At 73.1% G+C, this 19,052-nt stretch carries 21 protein-coding genes; 3 read left to right on the forward strand and 18 right to left on the reverse strand.

Annotated elements, in window-relative coordinates:
* Positions 1-80 precede the first annotated feature (80 nt).
* Positions 81-338: a hypothetical protein gene (locus ACFY30_RS06940; protein ID WP_390844104.1), complete on the reverse strand. Its 258-nt coding sequence runs from the start codon at positions 336-338 to the stop codon at positions 81-83.
* A gap of 241 nt (positions 339-579) precedes the next feature.
* Here ACFY30_RS06940 and ACFY30_RS06945 point away from each other — a divergent pair, with 241 nt between their 5' ends.
* Positions 580-1,608 (forward strand): alpha/beta fold hydrolase, encoded by a 1,029-nt coding sequence (locus ACFY30_RS06945; protein ID WP_390844105.1) that lies wholly within the window; start codon positions 580-582, stop codon positions 1,606-1,608.
* A gap of 141 nt (positions 1,609-1,749) precedes the next feature.
* Here the strand turns inward: ACFY30_RS06945 and ACFY30_RS06950 are convergent, their stop codons facing one another.
* Positions 1,750-2,277: a toxin-antitoxin system, toxin component gene (locus ACFY30_RS06950; protein WP_390844205.1), complete on the reverse strand. Its 528-nt coding sequence runs from the start codon at positions 2,275-2,277 to the stop codon at positions 1,750-1,752.
* Between the two features lie 32 nt (positions 2,278-2,309).
* Positions 2,310-2,960 carry a helix-turn-helix domain-containing protein gene (locus ACFY30_RS06955; RefSeq protein ID WP_390658977.1) on the reverse strand — a complete coding sequence of 217 codons (651 nt, stop codon included), beginning with the start codon at positions 2,958-2,960 and terminating at the stop codon, positions 2,310-2,312.
* 229 nt (positions 2,961-3,189) lie between these two features.
* Here ACFY30_RS06955 and ACFY30_RS06960 point away from each other — a divergent pair, with 229 nt between their 5' ends.
* A complete protein-coding gene (locus tag ACFY30_RS06960) occupies positions 3,190-3,858 on the forward strand; it encodes a hypothetical protein (protein ID WP_390844106.1) in 669 nt (222 codons plus the stop codon).
* 54 nt (positions 3,859-3,912) lie between these two features.
* On the opposite strand, the gene ACFY30_RS06965 is transcribed toward ACFY30_RS06960, so the two are convergent.
* The 7 genes from ACFY30_RS06965 to ACFY30_RS06995 form a co-directional block, all read right to left on the reverse strand.
* Entirely contained in the window at positions 3,913-4,782 is an 870-nt protein-coding gene (locus ACFY30_RS06965; RefSeq protein WP_390844107.1) for an ABC transporter ATP-binding protein, read from the reverse strand.
* A gap of 20 nt (positions 4,783-4,802) precedes the next feature.
* Positions 4,803-5,582: an ABC transporter permease gene (locus tag ACFY30_RS06970; protein ID WP_390844108.1), complete on the reverse strand. Its 780-nt coding sequence runs from the start codon at positions 5,580-5,582 to the stop codon at positions 4,803-4,805.
* Entirely contained in the window at positions 5,579-6,352 is a 774-nt protein-coding gene (locus ACFY30_RS06975; protein ID WP_390844109.1) for an ABC transporter permease, read from the reverse strand. The genes ACFY30_RS06970 and ACFY30_RS06975 overlap by 4 nt, the downstream gene beginning before the upstream one ends.
* Positions 6,349-7,320, reverse strand: a complete 972-nt coding sequence (locus ACFY30_RS06980) for an ABC transporter substrate-binding protein (protein ID WP_390844110.1) — start codon at positions 7,318-7,320, stop codon at positions 6,349-6,351. Before ACFY30_RS06980 ends, ACFY30_RS06975 begins: the two co-directional genes overlap by 4 nt.
* Before the next feature lie 166 nt (positions 7,321-7,486).
* On the reverse strand, positions 7,487-8,425 hold the full coding sequence (locus ACFY30_RS06985; protein WP_390844111.1) for a PDR/VanB family oxidoreductase: 939 nt from the start codon (positions 8,423-8,425) through the stop codon (positions 7,487-7,489).
* Entirely contained in the window at positions 8,422-8,628 is a 207-nt protein-coding gene (locus ACFY30_RS06990; RefSeq protein ID WP_390844112.1) for a hypothetical protein, read from the reverse strand. Before ACFY30_RS06990 ends, ACFY30_RS06985 begins: the two co-directional genes overlap by 4 nt.
* Positions 8,625-9,695 carry a Rieske 2Fe-2S domain-containing protein gene (locus tag ACFY30_RS06995; protein WP_390844113.1) on the reverse strand — a complete coding sequence of 357 codons (1,071 nt, stop codon included), beginning with the start codon at positions 9,693-9,695 and terminating at the stop codon, positions 8,625-8,627. The genes ACFY30_RS06990 and ACFY30_RS06995 overlap by 4 nt, the downstream gene beginning before the upstream one ends.
* A 358-nt stretch (positions 9,696-10,053) precedes the next feature.
* Here ACFY30_RS06995 and ACFY30_RS07000 point away from each other — a divergent pair, with 358 nt between their 5' ends.
* Positions 10,054-11,466, forward strand: a complete 1,413-nt coding sequence (locus ACFY30_RS07000) for an alpha/beta hydrolase (protein WP_390844114.1) — start codon at positions 10,054-10,056, stop codon at positions 11,464-11,466.
* 53 nt (positions 11,467-11,519) lie between these two features.
* On the opposite strand, the gene ACFY30_RS07005 is transcribed toward ACFY30_RS07000, so the two are convergent.
* The 8 genes from ACFY30_RS07005 to ACFY30_RS07040 all read right to left on the reverse strand — a co-directional run bounded on the left by ACFY30_RS07005 (position 11,520) and on the right by ACFY30_RS07040 (position 18,931).
* A complete protein-coding gene (locus ACFY30_RS07005) occupies positions 11,520-12,353 on the reverse strand; it encodes an endo alpha-1,4 polygalactosaminidase (protein WP_390844115.1) in 834 nt (277 codons plus the stop codon).
* Positions 12,350-13,012, reverse strand: a complete 663-nt coding sequence (locus tag ACFY30_RS07010) for a spherulation-specific family 4 protein (protein ID WP_390844116.1) — start codon at positions 13,010-13,012, stop codon at positions 12,350-12,352. The genes ACFY30_RS07005 and ACFY30_RS07010 overlap by 4 nt, the downstream gene beginning before the upstream one ends.
* Entirely contained in the window at positions 13,009-13,908 is a 900-nt protein-coding gene (locus ACFY30_RS07015) for an NAD-dependent epimerase/dehydratase family protein (RefSeq protein ID WP_390844117.1), read from the reverse strand. The genes ACFY30_RS07010 and ACFY30_RS07015 overlap by 4 nt, the downstream gene beginning before the upstream one ends.
* A gap of 7 nt (positions 13,909-13,915) precedes the next feature.
* Positions 13,916-14,629: an NDP-sugar synthase gene (locus ACFY30_RS07020; protein ID WP_390844118.1), complete on the reverse strand. Its 714-nt coding sequence runs from the start codon at positions 14,627-14,629 to the stop codon at positions 13,916-13,918.
* A gap of 42 nt (positions 14,630-14,671) precedes the next feature.
* Complete coding sequence (locus ACFY30_RS07025) at positions 14,672-15,673, reverse strand: GDP-mannose 4,6-dehydratase (RefSeq protein WP_390844120.1); 1,002 nt, start codon at positions 15,671-15,673, stop codon at positions 14,672-14,674.
* Positions 15,674-15,762: 89 nt separating this feature from the next.
* Complete coding sequence (locus ACFY30_RS07030) at positions 15,763-17,181, reverse strand: hypothetical protein (RefSeq protein ID WP_390844121.1); 1,419 nt, start codon at positions 17,179-17,181, stop codon at positions 15,763-15,765.
* Positions 17,178-18,686: a GT4 family glycosyltransferase PelF gene (gene pelF / locus ACFY30_RS07035; RefSeq protein ID WP_390844122.1), complete on the reverse strand. Its 1,509-nt coding sequence runs from the start codon at positions 18,684-18,686 to the stop codon at positions 17,178-17,180. The genes ACFY30_RS07030 and pelF overlap by 4 nt, the downstream gene beginning before the upstream one ends.
* A 122-nt stretch (positions 18,687-18,808) precedes the next feature.
* Positions 18,809-18,931, reverse strand: coding sequence for a hypothetical protein (locus ACFY30_RS07040; protein WP_390844123.1), 123 nt, complete (start codon positions 18,929-18,931; stop codon positions 18,809-18,811).
* Positions 18,932-19,052: the final 121 nt, after the last annotated feature.

Here is a 19,052-nt window from a genome sequence, read left to right on the forward strand (position 1 = left end):
CCCGGAGCCGGTGGCGATCCCCCGCCGCCGGCCGCGTCCCCCGCCTCACCCCCTGCCCCGCCCCGGCCCCCGGCGACCGCTCACGGCGTGGGGCACCAGCTGTGCAGCAGCCGGAAGAACTCCTCCTCGTTGCCCGTGAGCCCCGCCTCGGACAAGGCCCGCTCCGCCTCGGCCAGTACGATGGGCGGGACCATCGGAGGCAGCCGGTCGTGCGGCGGGCCGCAGGCGTCGCACTCGTCGCCGAACTCCTCGCCGAAGGCGGCCCGTACGGTGTGCAGCAGGCGCAGATAGGCCTGGACGGCGGTGCGCTCGCGATCGGTCAGTACGGCAGTGGGCATCGGTCGGCTCTCCCCGTGTCGGCGTCGTCTCCCACGCGCCCGGTGGGCGCGTACGCCGCCCCACGACGGCGCACCTCCCAGCTTGCCGCCCACCACTGACAATCCGGCCCAGCCGCCCGCCGGTTCGCCCGCTTAGCGGAGGCGAAACCTCCCCGAAATGCCCTGGGGGAAAGGGCCCCTACGCTGGGAGGAAGCGCTTTCAGCCAACTGCCGAGGGCTCCAGGACACGGGAGGAGGGCGCGTGGTCGACGTTCCGATGCGGCGCCCGGCGCGCGCCGCACGACTGCGCCCTATGGGCGCCCCCGAGCCGGCACTGCAATACCGGGTCGTGCACGGCTACCGGCGTGCCTTCCGCATGGCCGGTCAGGGCCCCGCCCTGGTCCTGATCCACGGCATCGGGGACTCCTCGGCCACCTGGGCCGAGCTGATTCCCGGCCTCGCCCGCACCCACACCGTCATCGCTCCCGACCTCCTCGGTCACGGCGCCTCCGACAAGCCCCGCGCCGACTACTCGGTGGCCGCGTACGCCAACGGGGTGCGCGATCTGCTGACCACGCTCGGCATCGAGTCGGCGACCCTGGTGGGGCACTCGCTCGGCGGGGGAGTGGCGATGCAGTTCGCCTACCAGTTCCCCGAGCGCACCGAACGGCTCATCCTGGTCAGCGCCGGCGGAGTCGGCCGCGAGGTGACCCCCGCCCTGCGGCTCGTCTCGCTGCCCGGCGCCCATCTCGCGCTGTCCGCGCTCCGCTTGCCCGGCATGCGGCTCCAGGTGGGCCTCGCCGTCAGGCTGATGAAGCTCCTGGACACCGATCTGGGCCAGGACGCACCCGACTTGCTCAACCTCGTCGACGCGCTGCCCGACGAGACCTCGCGCAACGCGTTCATCCGCACCCTGCGCGCGGTCGTCGACTGGCGCGGGCAAGTGGTGACCATGCTCGACCGCTGCTATCTGACCGCGGGGATGCCGACCATGCTGCTGTGGGGGGACCGGGACAGCGTGGTGCCGGTCCGGCACGCGTACGGCGCGCACGAGGCGATGCCGGGCAGCCGGCTGGAGATCTTCGAGGGCGCCGGACACTTCCCGTTCCACAGCGACCCCGCCCGGTTCCGCGCGCTGGTCGAGGAGTTCACGCGCACCACGGCCCCGGCCGACTGGAGCCGCGACCACTGGCGCGCACTCCTGCGGGAGGGCCGTCCGGCGGTGCAGCCGGGCCTGCCCGGAAAGGCCGCACGGGATCTGCGGGAGGTGAGCCGGCGCAGTGCGACCTGACCCTCGTACCGGCATCCCGGGACAGGACCGGAATCCCGGGGCCGTGCGCCACGGGGGCGAGCGGGCCGGGCCGTCGTGCGGGCGGGGTCAGCCCGGCGGGCCGTGTCGGCCCCGCGGTCGGTGTCAGCCCTGTGGTCCGTGTCAGCCCTGTGGGCCCAGGTATCCCAGCGAGGCCTCGATGCGGCCCGCGAGGTGGTCGCGGCCGCGGCCGCGCGGGCACGAACCCGCCAGCCAGGTACGGCACTTGCTGGCCAGGAGCAGGCCGAAGCTCTCGGCCTCCTTCTCGTCGGACAGGTCGAAGCGGGTGCGTGCGGCGACCCTGCGGACCGTGGCCTGGAGGTCGGCCCCGTCGTTGAGTAAACGGGCGGCGACCGAGGCGCCCTCGACGTGGTGACCGCAGTGGCCCGCGTTCATGTGCCACAGCTCGTGCCCGAGGATCACCAACTGATGGTCGGGCGCGGTGCGTTCCTCGATGACGACGAGGTCCTGGTCGGCCATGTCGAGCCACAGTCCGCTCGCCGTATCGGTCGGGAAGGCCGCCGTGCGGAAGTGGACGGGCCGGCCCCGGCGTCTGCTCATCCCGTCGCACAGGGCGGTGTACAGCTCGGCCGGCGCGGCGGGGGCCGGCAGGGTCAGTTCGGAGACGAGTTCGCCGCACAGGCGGCGCATTTCCCTGGCGATGCCCACTGTTCTCCCCCGGATCACGACTCGGGCCGCTTCACGCTCTCCAGGAGCATGTCCAGCCACTCGGCGACCTTGTCCCGGTGCTGGTCGGTGGGCAGCTGTGCCGCCCGCCAGGCGATCCCGCGCACGCCGTGGTCCTGCAGCAGCCGTTCCAGCGGGTCCTCGGCGGCCGCTGCCGCCTCCCGTGCGGCGAGTTTCTGCAGCAGCTCCTGCTCGGTGTGCTGGAGGGCGCCCGCGAGCGCCTCGGGGTCCTCCGCCGTGAGGAAGCCGGCGTGGACCCGGAAGAACCGCTGGAGCGCGTCGCAGTGTTCCATCGTGGGGCGGCGGTCGCCGTTGATGAGGGCGCCCGCCTGCTGCCGCGACATGCCGGCGCCGTCGGCGATCTCCTGCTGGGTGTACTTGCGGCCGTTCGGCTTCAGCCGGGTGCGGCGCAGCAGGTCCAGGCGCTGCAGGAACCGGGCCTGGACATCCGGCTCGCCCGCCGGCCGGCCGCTCAGCAGGGCCTTGACCACGGACTCCGGGACACCGCAGGCGACGGACAGGCGCGCGGTGTCGAAGACCTCCGCGTGCGGCACGCCGAGCCGGTCGGCGAGCTGGGCGACACGGGCGACGACGGCCGACAGCAGCACCGTCGCCGTGGCGCCCGGAACCTCGAAGCCATCCGACACCGACAGGTCTCCTACGTCTCTCACGTCCCTCTCACCGGCACAGGCGATCGCCGTGAACTGCGTGGAGACTAGCCGGTCTTTCGAACTCACATCCAGGTCTCGCCACAACTGTGGCCAATTTCAGCCGTCAACGAGCGCCGAATGCCACGATAGTTGACACCTCATGTATGCGGGCAGCAGGATCGGGGCGCCGCGTGAAGGCGGCACAGGCAAGAGGGGTGACCTCCCGATGGCGTTTCAGGCAGGAGGGCAGCGGTCCGCACCGCGGCCCGTCCCCGAGAGTCCCGAGGCCCGGGCGTATCTCCAGGACTACGCCGTCTACTTGGAGGCAGTCCCCTTCCCGTCCGTCGTGCTCGACCACCGCTGGGACGTGGTCCTGGCCAACACCGCTTTCGCGTCACTTTTCCGTGGCGTCGGGCCGCACCCGACGGCCCAGCCGGGCGACAACTTCCTCCGGTTCGTCCTCTTCCATCCGGACGCGGCCTCGGTCCTCGGCGACCACGAGGCCAGCTGGTGCCTGCCGATGCTCGCCTGTTTCGCGGCGGCCGTGGAGCGCCACGGGCACGACGCCGGTCTGCAGGCGATCCGGCGCGAGATCGCCCAGGACCCGATCATGGAGGCCGCGTACCGGCAGGGGCTGCCGCACTGGATCCGCGTGGTCGGCGAGGGTGCCGTGGAACACGACGGGGCGGTCCGCCCCCTGTATCACCCCGACCCGCGCCGGGGCACCACCGAGTGCCGTATCGTCGGCGAGACCCCCCGGACCCTGCGGGACATGGGGTACACGCGGCTGACGATGGTGCTGCGTGAGCCCCGCCCGGCGCCCGCGCCCCGCAGAACCCGTACCATCCGGCGCGGCGCGAGCCACCTCAGCGTGGTCCCCGCACCCCGGGCCTGACCGGGCACCGTCGGCGTTCAGGTCGCCGACGGCGCCCTGGTCGGGCGAGTGTGCCTAGAGGTCCTTCGTGAGGGCGTCCCGTACCGCGACAGGCTTCCCGCCCCGCGCCGCGCCAGGCTTCCCGTCCTCCGGCGTGCCAGGCTTCCCGTCCCGGGGTGAGCCGCGTTTCGCCGCCTGGATCTGCTCGTACACACGGGTGCGCAGCTCGGCGAAGCGCGGGGCGACCCGGGTGCGCAACTGGTCCCGGTCCGCCGGGAGATCGACCTTCAGCTGCTCCTGGACGACGGTGGGGGAGGCGGACAGGACGACCACCCGTTCGCCCAGATAGACCGCCTCGTCGATGTCGTGGGTCACGAACAGGATCGTGATGGCGCGCTCGCGCCACAGACCCCGGACCAGGTCCTCCAGATCGGCGCGGGTCTGGGCGTCCACGGCGGCGAACGGCTCGTCCATCAGCAGGACCCTGGGTTCGTAGGCGAGCGCCCGGGCGATCGCGACCCGCTGCTGCATACCGCCGGACAGCTGCCACGGATACGCCCCGGCGGCGTCCGCCAGCCCGACCGACTCCAGCGCGTCGGCCACCAGCTCCCTCCGGCGCGACTTGGACAAATTCTTCTGCTTCAAGGGGAGTTCGACGTTCGCGCCGACCCGCATCCACGGGAAGAGACTGCGCCCGTACTCCTGGAACACGAACGCCGTCCCGGGCGGCGGACCGGTCACCCTCCGCCCTTCGAGCAGCACTTCACCGGAGGTCGGCGCCAGCAGTCCGCCCATGCACTTCAGCAGGGTCGTCTTGCCGCAGCCCGACGGGCCCACGAGACAGACGAGTTCGCCCGCCTCGACGGTGAAGGTCAGGTCGCGCACCGCCTCCACCCGGCGCCCGGATCCCTCGTAGACCTTGTTCAGGCCGCGTACGTCGAGCATGGACCGCCCTTTCACGAGGGTCACGGGGACCGCCGGGTGGATGCGTGCAGACCGTGGTACCAGCCGAGCAACCGCCGCTCGACCAACTGGAAGAGGACCGACAGCACGAAGCCCAGCAGACCGAGCAGCAGGATCCCGGTCCACATGTCGGGGATGGCGAAGCCCCGTTGGAACTGCACGATGGTGAAGCCGAGCCCGTTGCTCGCGGCGAACATCTCGCTGATCACCATCAGGATGATCCCGATGGAGAGCGCCTGGCGCAGGCCCGCGAAGATCTGCGGACTCGCGGATCTCAGGACCACGCTTCTGAGCCGCGCGACGCCGGTGATGCCGTACGACCGGGCCGTCTCGGCCATCACCGGGTCCACCGCCCGTACGCCCTCGACCGTGTTGAGCAGCACCGGCCACACACAGCCGCTCGCGATGACGAGGACCTTCATGGTGTCGCCGATGCCCGCGAACAGCATGATCACCGGGACCAGGACCGGCGGTGGCACCGCCCGGAGGAACTCCAGGACCGGCTCGCACACCGCCCGCACCCGCCGGTACGACCCGATGACCGTGCCCAGCGCGATCCCGGCCACGGCCGCCGTGGCGTAGCCGCCCGCGAGCCGCAGCACGCTCGGCCGTACGTCCGAGCGCAGTCGCTCACCGGTCCACACGTCCGGGAACGCCTCGAGGATCGTACGCAGAGGCGGCCGGTAGACGTCGGTGCTGCCGTCCGAGGCCAGCCACCACACCGTGACGAGCACGGCCGGCAGCGCCCCCGCGAACAGCAGCCGCAGCAGCAGCCGTCTCACACCGCCACCTCCCCGCGCACCGACTGGTGCCAGGCCAGCGCCCGTCGCTCGACGGTCCGCGCGCCCACGTTGATCAGCAGCCCGAGGAGACCGGTCACGACGATCAGCGCGTACATCTCGGGCACCGCCTGCGAGGTCTGCGCGACGGCGATCCGCGCGCCCAACCCCGGTGCGCCGATGACGAGTTCGGCGGTGACGGCGAGGATCAGCGCGACGGCGGCGGCGAGCCGCACACCGGTCATGACATACGGCAGCGCGGTCGGCCACAGCACATGCCGGATCCGGGCCCAGCCGCCGAGGCCGTAGGAACGGGCGGTCTCCTCGGCGACCGGGTCGACGTCCCGGATGCCGTACAGGACCTGGATGAGGACCTGCCAGAAGGCGGCGTAGACCACGAGCAGCAGGACCGAGCGGAGTTCGGTGCCGTAGAGCAGGACCGCCAGCGGGATCAGGGCGACGGACGGGATCGGGCGCAGGAACTCGATCGTGGAGGCCGTCGCCTCCCGCAGATACGGCACGACCGAGACGACGACTCCCGCCACGACGCCGGCGCCCACCGCGATCGCCAGACCCAGCGCCCAGCCGGTGAGGGTGTCGCCGAGCGCCGTCCAGAACCCGGGGTCGGCCAGCTCCTCGCCGAGGGCACCGGCGACACGGCTCGTGGGCGGGAAGTAGGCCTCCTTGACCAGGCCGAGCCGCGGCACCGCCTCGCCCAGGGCGAGGAAGGCCGCGAGCCCCGCCGCACCGAGTACGGCGTTCTCGGCCCTCACGGCAGCAGCTTGTCCAGGTCGGGCGTCGTCTTGAAGAGCTTGTCCCGCTCGCCCAGCTTCTCCAGCGCCTCGATGGAGGAGCGGTTCGCCTCGGCGGGCCACTTCGGCAGCGTGACCTGCGCCAGCACCGACGCGGGGATCTTGGTGTACGTGGTGACGATCTGCCGGACCTCGTCCGGGTGGGAGTCGGCGTACGCGAGCGACTCCGCCGTGGCCTCCTGGAACTTCTTCACCACGTCCGGGTTCTTCGCCTCGTACTGCGCCGAGGTGAAGTACATGGCCACGGTGAGGTCGGGCGCCACGTCCACCAGTGGCGAGGCGATCTCCACCCCGCCCTGGCTCTTGACGGTCGCGAGGGCCGGCTCGACCACCATCGCCGCGTCGATCTGCCCGCTGTCCAGGGCGGCCGGCATCTGGTCGAAGGCGAGCTCCACGAACTTCACCCGGTCCGGGTCACCGCCCGCGGTGCGCACCGACGCCCGCACCGCGGTCTCGTTGATGTTCTTCAGGGTGTTGATGGCGACCTTCTTGCCCTCCAGGTCCTTCGCGGACCTGATCGGGCTGCCCTTCTTCACCGTGATCGCCCCGAAGTCCTCGCCCTGGACGCCGGTCGAGGCGATGCCGTTCGAAACGGCCTTCACGGGCACGTTGTTGGACTGGGCCACCATCAGTGACGTCATGTTGCTGAAGCCGAACTGGAACTGGCCGCTGACGACGCCCGGGACGATCGCCGCGCCGCCCTGTGCCGTGGTGATCGACAGCTTCAGGCCGTGCTTCTCGTAGAACCCCTGCTCGATGCCGAGGTAGACGGGCGCCACGTCCACGATCGGGATGAGGCCCAGTTTGACGGTGGTGACCCCGCCGGACGACGAACTCCCGCCGGACGAACCGGAGTCGTCGGACGAGCCACAGGCCGCGGCGGCGAGCAGGAAGGTGCCGGCCGCGAGACCGGCGAACAGACGACGCATGGCTCCCCCTGTGCAGAGACAACGGTGTTCCGACAGGCTGTGCGCACACCGCACAGTAGTGCTCGAGCGGCGTGCAGGGAACGTAGATCGTGCCGTCCGACGGGGTCAATGGTTTTGGCTGACGAAATTGTTGACATTATGTGCCCGGCGCACGGACACCCGTCGCTCAGAGATCCAGGACGAGCTTCTCCCCCCGGCACCGCGACACGCAGATCATCATCGTCTCCCCGGCCTCCCGCTCCTCGGGCGTGAGCACGGAGTCGCGATGGTCCGGTGTGCCCTCCAGCACGTCTGTCTCACAGGTGCCGCAGGTGCCCTCGGCGCAGGAGTAGAGCACCTCGACGCCGGCGGCGCGCACGGTGTCGAGGACGGAGGCACCGGGCGGCACGGTCAGCGTACGGCCGCTCCGGGCCAGCTCGACCTCGAACTCGGCCTCCTCGCCTGCCGGTTGCTCCTTGGGCTGGAACCGCTCGACATGCAGGACCCCGGACGGGCAGCGCTCCTCCACCGCGTCGAGCAGCGCACCCGGACCGCAGCAGTAGACCAGCGTCCCCTCGGGCAGCGTGTCCAGCACCAAGCCGAGGTCGAGCAGCCCCGTCTCGTCCTGGGGGGCGACGGTGACCCGGTCGCCGTAGCGTGCGAGCTCCTGCGTGAAGGCCATGGACGCGCGACTGCGACCGCCGTAGAGCAGCGTCCACTCGGCGCCGGCCGCCTCCGCCGCCGCCAGCATCGGCAGTACCGGGGTGATGCCGATGCCGCCCGCGACGAAGCGGTACCGGGCGGCCGGGCGCAGGGCGAAGTGGTTGCGCGGGCCGCGCACCCGCACCTTGTCACCCCGCCCCAACTGCTGGTGCACATAAGCGGATCCGCCCCGCCCGTCCGGCTCCCGCAGCACCGCGACCCGCCATGCCGTGCGGTCCGCCGGGTCTCCGCACAGCGAGTACTGGCGCTCCAGTCCGGGGCCGAGGACCAGGTCGACATGGGCGCCCGGTTCCCAGGCCGGCAGCGGCTCGCCCAGGGGGTGGCGCAGGGTGAGGGCGAGCACGCCGTCGGCGGCGGACTCCCGCCGTTCGACGACGAGTTCGGCTTCGTAGGCGTCGCTCATGACGTGCTTCCTCGCGGCTCGTGTTCCGGCTGGGCTGCCGTCGGCTGTCCCGGACGGTGTCCTTCGGGGTGGCCGAGCATCCACTCCCACATCTCGACGGGGTCCTGGGCGGTGTGCCGGGCGCCGCAGTGACAGGTGCCGTGCAGGACGTCCGTGCCCGGCAGCCAGTCGATGCGGTAGATCTCGCCGGTCGGGCTGCTCACAGGACCCGCTCCGACGGCTTGTCGCCCTCCTCCACCAGCCGGGCGAGGATACGGCGGGCGGCCAGCCCGCCGGTGTCGATGTTGATGCTCAGCTCCTGGTAGCCGGCGCGCTCCGAACCCAGCGTCCTCTGCAGGAGGTTGAGGGCGTCGACGTCCTGCATGACCACGGTGTGGTTGTTGCCCCGCAGGAACTCGGTGACCTCGTCGTCGTCCGTCGCCCAGTCCCGCGAGACCATCCAGAAGTCGTACACCTTGCCGTCGGACGACGGGGTGATCGCGTACGTGATCTCGGTGTGGAAGCCGTTCGGGTCGCTGCCGTCGGCCTCGGGCAGGACGCCGACCGGGGCGATCCGGCTGTGCAGCAGGTACAGGCACGGCGCGTGGTACTCGATGTCCTGCCAGCGCGTGATGCGCCCCTCGATGCCGGTCGAACGGGCGTAGAACGGCGGGCACTCGGCGTCGTCCATGCGCCGGCTGACCCGGACGATGCCGGCGCCCTCGTCGACCTCCGTGGTGATCGGCGTCTCGGCGACCTCGGGGGTGCCGATGTAGCCGCCGTGCAGATAGGTCTCGTGGGAGAGGTCGAGGAGGTTGTCGACGAGCAGGCCGTAGTCGGCGTCGATCGGCTCCATGCCGCGGACGGTGACCCACCCGGGGGAGTCCAGGTGGCGGGCCCGCGGGATGCTCTGCGGGTCCGCCGGCGCCGGGTCGCCGATCCACACCCACACCAGCGAGTCCTGTTCGACCACCGGGTAGGAGGCGACCCGCGCGGTGCGCGGAACGCGCTTCTGCCCCGGCACGTACACACACGTTCCGGTCGTGTCGTACGTGAACCCGTGATAGCCGCACACGACGCGGTCGCCGTCGAGCCGGGTCGGCGCCTCGGACAGCGGGTAGCGCCGGTGCACGCACCGGTCGTGCAGCGCGACCGGCGTCCCCTCCGCCTCGGTGCGATAGAGGACGAGGGGCTCCCCGAGGATCGTCCGGCCCAGCAACTCCCGGCCCACCTCGTGGCTGTAGGCGGCGACGTACCACTGGTTCCTGGCGAAACTGGTCATGTGCGGCATGGCGTTCCCGTCCCTGAGAGCGGGGCGTCGTCGCCCCGCGTGCCGTGGTTGGAATCAGGGTCGTGATGCCCGCGCCCCCTCGGCAAGACGGCTTCTGCCAGACGGAAGAAGTTCCGGAAAGCGCCGGCCGTCGACTGGCCGGCCGTATGTGTCTCCCGGCGTGTCCGGACCGGGAACTGCCCACCGGGTCTGACCGCGCGACGGGACTCTCCGAGGAATGTGCCCACCGTTTCCGGTCGAAGTTGTGCATTCCCTTGACGCTGGTAAGAAATGAGCCCTACATTCCTCGACGCCTTCGCTCAGCGCGCTGAGCACGGGCTCCGGCCCCCGCCCCCCCCACTCGCCCAAGGAGCCGACCATGTCCGCCGTCACCCGTATCCGGACGCGCCGTACTCGCCTGCGTGTCGCCCTGGCCGCCGTGGCCGCGCTGGCGTCCGTGGCCCTCACCCCCCTCCCCGCGCCCGCCGCCGAGGCGGACGCGTCGGTCAGCGGCCACCTCACCGGCACCCTCGCCGACGGCGCCACCTGGGTCGCGGATGTCCCCGAGCGCTGGAACGGCACCCTGCTGCTGTTCAGCCACGGCTTCGGCCCCACCGTCGCCAGGAACGCCCCCACCGAAGCCGTACGCGCCGAGTTGCTCGCCGAGGGCTATGCGCTGGCCGGGTCGTCGTACGATCCCCACGGCTCGATGTGGGCCCTGAACAGCGCCGAACGGGACCAGTTCGCCACGCTCGACGCCGTCACCGAGAAGATCGGTACCCCGCGGCGCACGCTGGCCATGGGCAATTCGATGGGCGGGCTCGTCAACGCGCAGCTGGCCCGGGACGGCGGCGGCCGTATCGACGGAGCGCTCGGCCAGTGCGGCCTGGTCGCCGGCGGCACGGACCTGGACAACTACCAGCTGGACGCCGAATACACCATCGCCCGCCTCCTGCTGCCCGGACAGGACGTCGAACTCGTGCGGTTCGACAGCTCCGCCGACGCCGCCGCCACCGCCGACCTGCTCACCAGGGCGGTCACCGCCGCCCAGAGCACCCCGCAGGGCCGGGCCCGGATCGCGCTGGCCGCCGCCTTCCTCAACCTGCCCGCCTGGTCGCCCGGAAAGGACCGGCCCGCCGCGACCGACTGGGCGGGCCAGGAGGAGCAGCAGTACGACTGGTTCGCGCAGGGCATCCTGTCGTTCGTCGAGGGCGGCCGGTACGCCGTGGAACAGTCCGTCGGCGGCAACAACTCCTGGAACCGGGGCGTCGACTACGCCCGTCTGCTCGCCGGCTCGGCACACGCACCCCGGGTTTACGCCCTCTACCGGGCAGCCGGCCTCGATCTGCGTGCCGACCTGCGCACGCTGACCGAGGGCGCCACGATCACCGCCGATCCCGCGGCCGTGCGCACCGCGGAGCGGACGTCCTCCGCGGGCCAGGGCCTCGAGGTGCCCCTGCTCGACATCCACACCACCGCCGACAACCTGGTTCCGGTGGAGCAGGAGAGCCGCTTCGCCGCCCGTGTGCGCGCCGCTGGCGACGGCGCCCTGCTGCGGCAGGCGTACGTCGAGCGACAGGGCCACTGCGCGTTCACCACCGCCGAGACCGTGGCCGCCCTGCACGCCCTCGAACACCGCGTCAGCACCGGCCGGTGGGACGACGTCGCGACCCCGGCCGCGCTCCAGCGCTCCGCCACCGCGCTCGACCTCGACGGCGCGGCATACGCCCCCTACCGCCCGGCGCCCCTGACGGTCGGCCGCGACCGCCCGGCTCTCCCCGACCACCGCTGACGTCGGGCTGCGGCAGGGCGGGCGCAGGCGCCCGGAGGAACACCGCCCGGGGTTCAGCAGGGCTTGCGCCACACCCCCAGCTCCAGCTTCTTCTGCATCGAGGACAGCTTCAGGCGCCGCGACCGGGCGCAGAAGCTGCTCGTGGGCTGCGCGTACTCCACGTGGAACACCGCCTTGCCGGCCGCGACGAACGGGGTGAGCCGGTCGCACTCGCCGAACTGGGCGCACTCCTCGTTGACCGCGAAGTCGAAGTCGGACAGGAGCTGGGGGATCTGCGCCAGGTCGTTCTTCAAGCCCACCGACAGGCCCCGCTCGTGCGCGATCTTCGCGATCATGCGGTTGTAGCGGAGCTGGTCGCGGGCGGTGAGCGGGAAGCCGGTCTCGTCGGCGTACCCCTCCACGAGGTCCGGTTCCACCGCGTCGAAGCCCTTGTCGCGGCACATGTCGAAGCGCCGCTCCATGATCGGCCGCAGCACGGAGAGCTTCCGGATGTCCAGCCAGCGCTCGCCCGCCCAGCCGTTCCGGTCGCCGAGGACCGACCGGGGGAAGGCGTCCTCGTCGGGCCGGAAGTCCTCCCAGGCGCCGACGTTGACGTAGCAGATGACCTTGCGCCCGTCCCGGTGCAGCCGGGCCACGTCCGCGGCCGTGTTCTCGAAGCCGTCGATGTCGTAGACGGGCACGTCCACCGACGGGTCGGCCCTGCCGTCGAGCTGCCACTGCCAGGCCAGCCCGGGGCGGGGCCTCCACCGGGCCCCGGCCGAGGAGTCGGCCGTACCGGAGGGCGAGCCGGCGGACGGAGGTCTCCCGCCGTCCCCGTCGCCCGCTGCGGAGCAGCCCGCCAGTGCCAGCGCGGCCGCCAGCAGGACCGCTCGTACCGTGTACCTCATGGCTCCCTTCCGGTCAGCGCCGGGGTCAGTCCGCCCCAGGGGTTGGGCAGTTCGCCCGTCACGGGACCGCACACCGCCGCGCCCCGCTCGCCCGCGGTGCGCACCGCGAGCGGCACCAGCGCCTCGGGCACGCCGTAGACGAGATGGCAGAGCCGCTGCGGCGGGTGCCGCGCCGTCCACCCCGGGCGGCTGAACGCCGAGACGTACGTGGACCAGTGGCCCTCGAAGGTGACGGTCAGATCGGCGAGGCGGGCGTAGCCGGGCGCGGGGTGGACCCCGGGGTTGAGGACGACCGTCCCGGCACCCAGCTTGCGCACGGTCCGCACCAGCCGGCGGCAGGCGGGCAGCCCGTCCGGGGTCGCCGTGACCTGGTCGAGGAAGCAGCCGTCGGCCGCGTACCACTCCTGGTGCCGGCGGACGTCGGCCACGACGTCGGCGCGCTCGCGTATGCCGTAGTCGGTGTCGACGTAGCCGAGGACGCGCGCGCCCGCCTCCCGCAGGGCCCCGGCCGCCGCGGCGAACGCGGGGTCGGGGCCCTCGCCGGGCCCGTTGGCGGGGTTGAGGATCACGCCGTACGTGCGCCCGGCCGCCTGGATCAGGCGGTGCCACGCGCCCGGGTCGTCGGCCGGGTGCACGTACAGCGGAATCAGCAGGCTCACGGCGTGCCGTCGCCTTCCCACAGCGCGGCCAGCGCCTCGTCGAGGGTGTGCGAGGGCCGCCAGCCCAGGGCCTCCTCGGCCGCGCCGACGGCGGAGCACTGCCAGGACACCTCGCCCGAGCGCACCGAGCGGCCGCCGCCCGTGGCCTCCTCGAGACGTCCCCGGAAACCGGCCTTCGAGGCCAGGCCGATCACCAGCTCGCGCACCGGGACCGCCCGGCCGGCACTGATGTTCAGAATCCGCGGCAGCGGGCCGGGGGCCGTGACCGCGAGCTCCGCCGCCCGCGCCACGTCGCGTACGTCCACGAAGTCACGGTGGGAGGACAGATCGCCGAGCCGCAGCACCGCGTCCGGGTCCCGGCCGGCGTCTCTCAGCAGGGCGGCCAGCCGGCCCGGCAGCCCGGCGGGCGGAGCACCCGGCCCCACCGGGTTGCCCACCCGCAGCACCACCGCGTCCAGGCCGGAGGCGGTCACCACGGCCGTGCCCGCCAGCTTGGTCGCGCCGTAGGGGCCCACCGGGCAGGTGGCCGCGGACTCCGTCACCGGGGTGCCCGGCACACCCGGCCCGTACTCGGCGGCCGAGCCCAGGTGCACCAGGCGCGCACCCGGGGCCGCCTCGCGCAGCGCGGCGCACAGGACGGCCGGACCGCGGGCGTTGACCTCGGCGAGGGTCACGGCGTCGCCGCCGGTCGCGCCCGCGCAGTTGACCACCGCGTCGGGCGCGGCGGAGGCCAGGGTCTTGGCCAGCTCCGCCGGCCGGGCCGACGCGAGGTCGACCGGGTACTCGGCGCCGGGGGAGCGGCCGGCGCCGAGGACCGTCGCGCCCGGCAGGGCGCGCAGCCGTTCGGCGACATGGGCTCCCAGATAGCCGGTGACGCCCAGGACGAGAATGCGCATGTGGTGCTCAGGCTCCCTTGAGGAGAAGGGACTTGCGGGTGGTGAACTCGGCATTGGCACGGTCGTAGTCGTCCGGCCGCCCGATGTCCAGCCAGTAGCCGTCGAACTCGTAGGCGTGCGGCTGGCTCTGAGCCCTTATCAGGTCGAGAACCAACTCGTCGAAGCCGAGCGGCAGTCCGGGCGTGTAGCCCTCCAGCGTCGAGCGGGACAGGCCGTAGACGCCCATGGAGACGCGGTAGTCCATGCTGGGCTTCTCGGTGAAGGCGACGACCTTGGCCGAGTCGGTGGTGAGCACCCCGAAGTCGATGTGCACCTTGCGGGCGTACGTGGCGATGGTGAGCGGCGCCCCCGCCGCGCGGTGCGTGCGCAGCACGTCGGCGTAGTCGAGGTCGGTCAGGACGTCGCCGTTCATCACCAGGAACGTCTCGGGCAGTCTCTCGCGCAGGGTGAGCAGCGGGCCCATGGTGCCCAGCGGACTCTCCTCGGTCGCGTAGTCGATCGACAGGCCCCAGGCGGAGCCGTCGCCGACGTAGGCGCGGATGATCTCGCCGAGATGGCCGATGGCGATGGTGCAGCTGGTGAAGCCGGCCGTGGCCAGCTGGCGCAGTACGATCTCCAGGATGGCGTGCTGGTCGCCGATGGGCACCAGCGGCTTGGGCAGCGCGGTGGTGTAGGGCCGCAGCCGGACGCCCTTGCCTCCGGCCAGGATCACTGCGTGCATGGGACTCCTCCTTCGTGTCCTTGGCGCGCGGACGTGCCGGACTCAGATGTTGTAGAAGCCGGTCTTGTAGCGGGCCAGGTTGGCCGGGTCGCGGAAGAAGTCCACGGTGTGCGCGAGCCCTTCCTCCAGGGTGTGGGCGGGCTGCCAGCCGGTGGCCGCGGCGAGCCGGCTCGCGTCCGCGACCAGCCGCATCACCTCGGAGTTCGCGGGCCGGATGCGCGCGGTGTCCGCACGGACGTCGAGCGCGGTGTCCATCACCTTGCCGATCAGCGCGACCAGGTCGCCGACCGAGATCTCCCCGCCGGTACCGGCGTTGAAGGTGCGGCCCACGACCCGCCCGGCGGGCGCGGTGCCGACGGCGAGGAACGCCTGCGCGGTGTCCTCGACGAAGGTGAAGTCGCGGGTGGGCCGCAGATCGCCGAGGGTGATCGTGCGTTCCCCGGCGGCGACCTGGCCGATCACGGTGGGGATGACGGCGCGCATCGACTGGCGCGGCCCGAAGGTGTTGAACGGCCGCAGGGTCACCACGGGGGTGTCGAAGCTGGCGTGGTAGCTGTCGGCCAGCCGGTCCCCGCCCGCCTTCGAAGCGGCGTACGGGGACTGGGTGTTGACGGGGTGGTTCTCGGTGATCGGCACCGTCTGCGCGGTGCCGTACGTCTCGCTGGTGGAGGTGTGCACCAGCCGGGGCGTGCCGAGGGCGCGCGCCGCCTCCAGCACGTTGAGCGTGCCGGTGACGTTGGTGTCCACGTAGCTGTGCGGCGCCCGGTACGAGTACGGGATCGCGATCAGCGCGGCCAGGTGGTAGGCCACGTCGGCCCCTTCGAGCAGGCCGCGCACCGAGCCCGGGTCCCGGACGTCGCCGAGCACGATCTCCACCTGGTCCAGGACGTCCGGGTGCAGGGTCTCCAGCCAGCCGTACGAGGAGAAGGAGTTGTACTGGGCCATGGCCCGCACCCGGTGTCCGGAGGCGACCAGCGCCTCGGTGAGATGCGAGCCGATGAAGCCCTCGGCTCCGGTGACGGCGGCGAGCGGTGAGGAGGTCAACTCCTGTGTCCTTCCGGTTGTTTCGATGTGGGGGGTGGTTCCGGTGAGCGTGGGGGAGGGGGCGCACGCGCGCGCGACGGGCGCGGTGCTCAGGCGTGCTGCGCGGGGCGGCCGAGCAGCAACAGCGCGCACGCCCACAGACAGAGCGCGGCGGCGCCGCAGCACAGGGCGAGCGCCCCGGCCGGGCCCGGCGGCAGACCGAGGAGCGTGACCGCTCCCGCTCCGCCCGCCGCGCTCAGACAGATGACCGCGGACGGCCAGGCGGCACCGAAGGCCTGCAGCAGCAGGGCGGTCCACAGGGCGGCCGCGAGCGGCAGCAGCACGGCGGGCGTGGCGCCGGTGAACAGGGCCGCCGGCAGCAGCGGCAGGAGGTAGCCGAGCAGACAGACGCTGAGGACGCCGGCCGAGCGCAGGAGGAATCCGGCGGGTGTCGCGGTGGCGCGCAGCGCCGCCACCGACAGCCCGCGGTAGCGGTACAGCAGCCACTCCGCGGGCCCCATGCTGACGGTCAGCACGACCACCGCGTACGGCTCCTCGCGTCCCTCCAGCAGCACCAGCAGGCCGGCGGCCAGCCCGAACAGGCCGTACGGCAGGGACCACCGCAGACGCGGCCGGGCCCCGCCGGGAACGGCGGGTGCGGCGAGGGCCGCCCGGAGCGCCCACGCGGTCGCGGCGAGCGTCCCCAACAGGGCGAGCGCCGCCAGCCCGGCCCGCAGCGGGCCGCCCGGTTCCCACCACGGCAGCACGGCGGCTCCGGCGACCAGCGGGGAGAGCGCCGCCAGCAGCAGCCGCTCCCGCGCCAGCACCAGCAGGACGCCCGCCGCCGCCAGGTACAGGGACTGCGCGGCGGCGGCCAGGACGACGGGTCCGCTCCCGGCGAGCGGCACGGCGGCCGCAGTCGCCAGAACGGCCCCCGCGGGCGCGCCGGCCCGCAGCGTACGGCCCGCCTCCCGCCGCCCGGTCGCCCTCCGCAGGTGGGCCCGGTGACCGAGCGCCTGGCCCCAGGCCCAGGAGAGCAGACCGGCCACGATCAGGGCGGGGGCGTGCCGACCGGCGTTCCACAGGGGCGCGGTGAGCAGATAGGCCAGCCCCGGCAGGGCGAACAGCACGCCCCGCAGCAGGCAGCGCACGGTGTCCGGCCGCCACGGGTCGGCTGCCGGGGCGGGCTCCGGGAACGCCCGCGGCACCTGCTCGTACAGCGCGGCGGCCAGCGAGAACAGGTCGGGGTGGCCGTAGCGCTCCTTGATCAGGGAGGCCGGGAGGCCCTCCGCCTCCAGCAGCGCGGCCACCTCGTACGGGTGGACGGCGGGCCCGATCCGGTCGGCGAGCTCGGCGGCGAGCCGGCTCACCGCCTCCTCGTCGGGGCCGTGCCGGGGCAGCCGCAGGGCGACGGTGGGGTCGTCGCAGGCCCAGCGCGGGCGCCGGCGCGGCGGGCGGGTCTCGGACAGCCGCAGCGCCAGCGTGTCCTGCTCGGATCCGCCGGGTTCGAGGGAGAGCGGCCCGCTCATCGGGCCACCGTGGCGGCCTGCGCGAACGGCTGCGGCGACACGGGGGTCGCCGCCGATTCCTTGTCCAGCGCGGGCAGTTCGAGGTAGATGGCGCGGAACGTGTCGATGGTCCGGCGCAGGGTGAACTGCTCGATCACCCTCAGCCGCGCCGCCTCGCCCATCGCCCGGCGGCGCGCCGGGTCGCCCAGGAGCTCCAGCGCGGCGGACGCCATCGCCCGCGGATCGCGCGGCGGCACCACGAGCCCGGTGTCGCCGACCGCCTCCCGCACCCCGCCCACGTCGGTGGAGACGGTCGCCCGCCCGCACGACATGGCCTCGATCAGCGTGAACGGGAAACCCTCGCTGATGCTGGAGAGCATGACGACGTTGCCGGCCGCGTACGCGTCCTTGATGTCGTCGACGCGGCCCTCGAAGGAGACCGCGTCGGCGTGCCCCAGTTCGGCGGCGAGCGCTGCGCACCGCTCCCGGTACGCCTCCCCGCCGCGCGGGGTGCCGCCGAACAACCGCAGCCGTACGCCGGGGAGTCGCTCGCGGACGAGGGCGAAGGCCCGGACGAGGGTCTCCAGGTCCTTGATCGGGTCGACCCGGCCCGCCCAGCTGAGGGTGGGCCTCTCGGGCTCCGGACCGGCCGGCGGGAACGCGGCCGGGTCCACGCCGTTGTAGACGGTGCGGATCGACTCCGGGTCGGCACCGCCCTGTTCCTCCCACAGCCGGTTGTAGCGGTTGCCCGGTGTGATCAGGGCCGCCCGCCGGTAGCTCTCCTGCGCCAGCAGCCGGAAGAAGCCGAGGACGACCGCCTTGACCGGCCAGCGGTAGGGCGCGGTGCGGTAGCCGAGGTAGCGCTCGCGCAGATAGACGCCGTGCTCCGTCAACAGCAGCGGCACCCCGTGCAGTTCGAGCGCGGCGAGCCCCGGCAGGACCGCGACGCCTCCGCTGACCGCGTGGGCCACGCCGGTCCGCGGGGCGGGGGCCGCGAGCGGGCGCAGCGCGTGCTCGAGGAGGGCGGTCGCGGTGAGCGCGTCGTGCAGGGCCGGCCGGGACTCGCGCACCGCGAGGCCCGGGCGGTTCCACACCGAGGTGAGGATCGTGATCGCACGGTCGCCGCGCAGGAACGGGCTGAGCGCCCCGCCGGCCGCGGCCCGCGCCATCGCGTACAGGGCGGGCGCGAAGCCCCGCTCGGCTCGTGGGTCGAGCAGCGCGGTCAGGAACTCCTCGTACCGGGCGGTGAGTTCACGGCGGGCGCGGCCCCGGGGCGCGCGGCCCTCGGGCGGGTCGCCCCACAGGGGGACGGACAGCACGTGCGAGACATGGGCGGGCAGGTCCCAGACGACCGGCTCGCGCCCGGTTCCGGTGACGGCGATGACATCGAAGTCGAGGTCGGGCATGCCCTGGACGAGCTGGTCGCACCAGACGCTCACGCCGCCGTGACTGTGCGGGTAGGTGCCTTCGGTGAGCAGGGTGACGCGCGACGCGCCGGGGCGTCGCGCGCCGTGGGGAACGTGCATCGATGAGCTCCACGGCCGAGGTGTGGGGTGGTTCGTGTCCGGTGGGCCCCGGGGCAGGGGCCCACCGGTGGGTCCGGCCGCGGACTGCGGCCGGACGGTCCTCCGGTCGGTCGGTGGGCCGTTCAGTTGTCCGCGGTGTACGGGATCTGCTCGGTCACGCCCGCGGGGCCCCGGGTGTCCGGTGCGGGCCGGGTGGCGGCGAGCGCGCCCACCGTCGGCGCGGTGGTGCGTGTGGTCCGCTTCATGCGGTGAAGTCCCCTCCCCGGGCAGGGGTGAACACCGCTCTCATGGAGCGGACGCACCCCCTTGCGGGACGCCGGCTCCCCCTCCGAGGCCGGTCGTCGCCGCATCCGTCGCGTCAACATA

The organism is Streptomyces sp. NPDC000345, assembly GCF_042898825.1.
Taxonomy (GTDB): Bacteria; Actinomycetota; Actinomycetes; order Streptomycetales; family Streptomycetaceae; genus Streptomyces.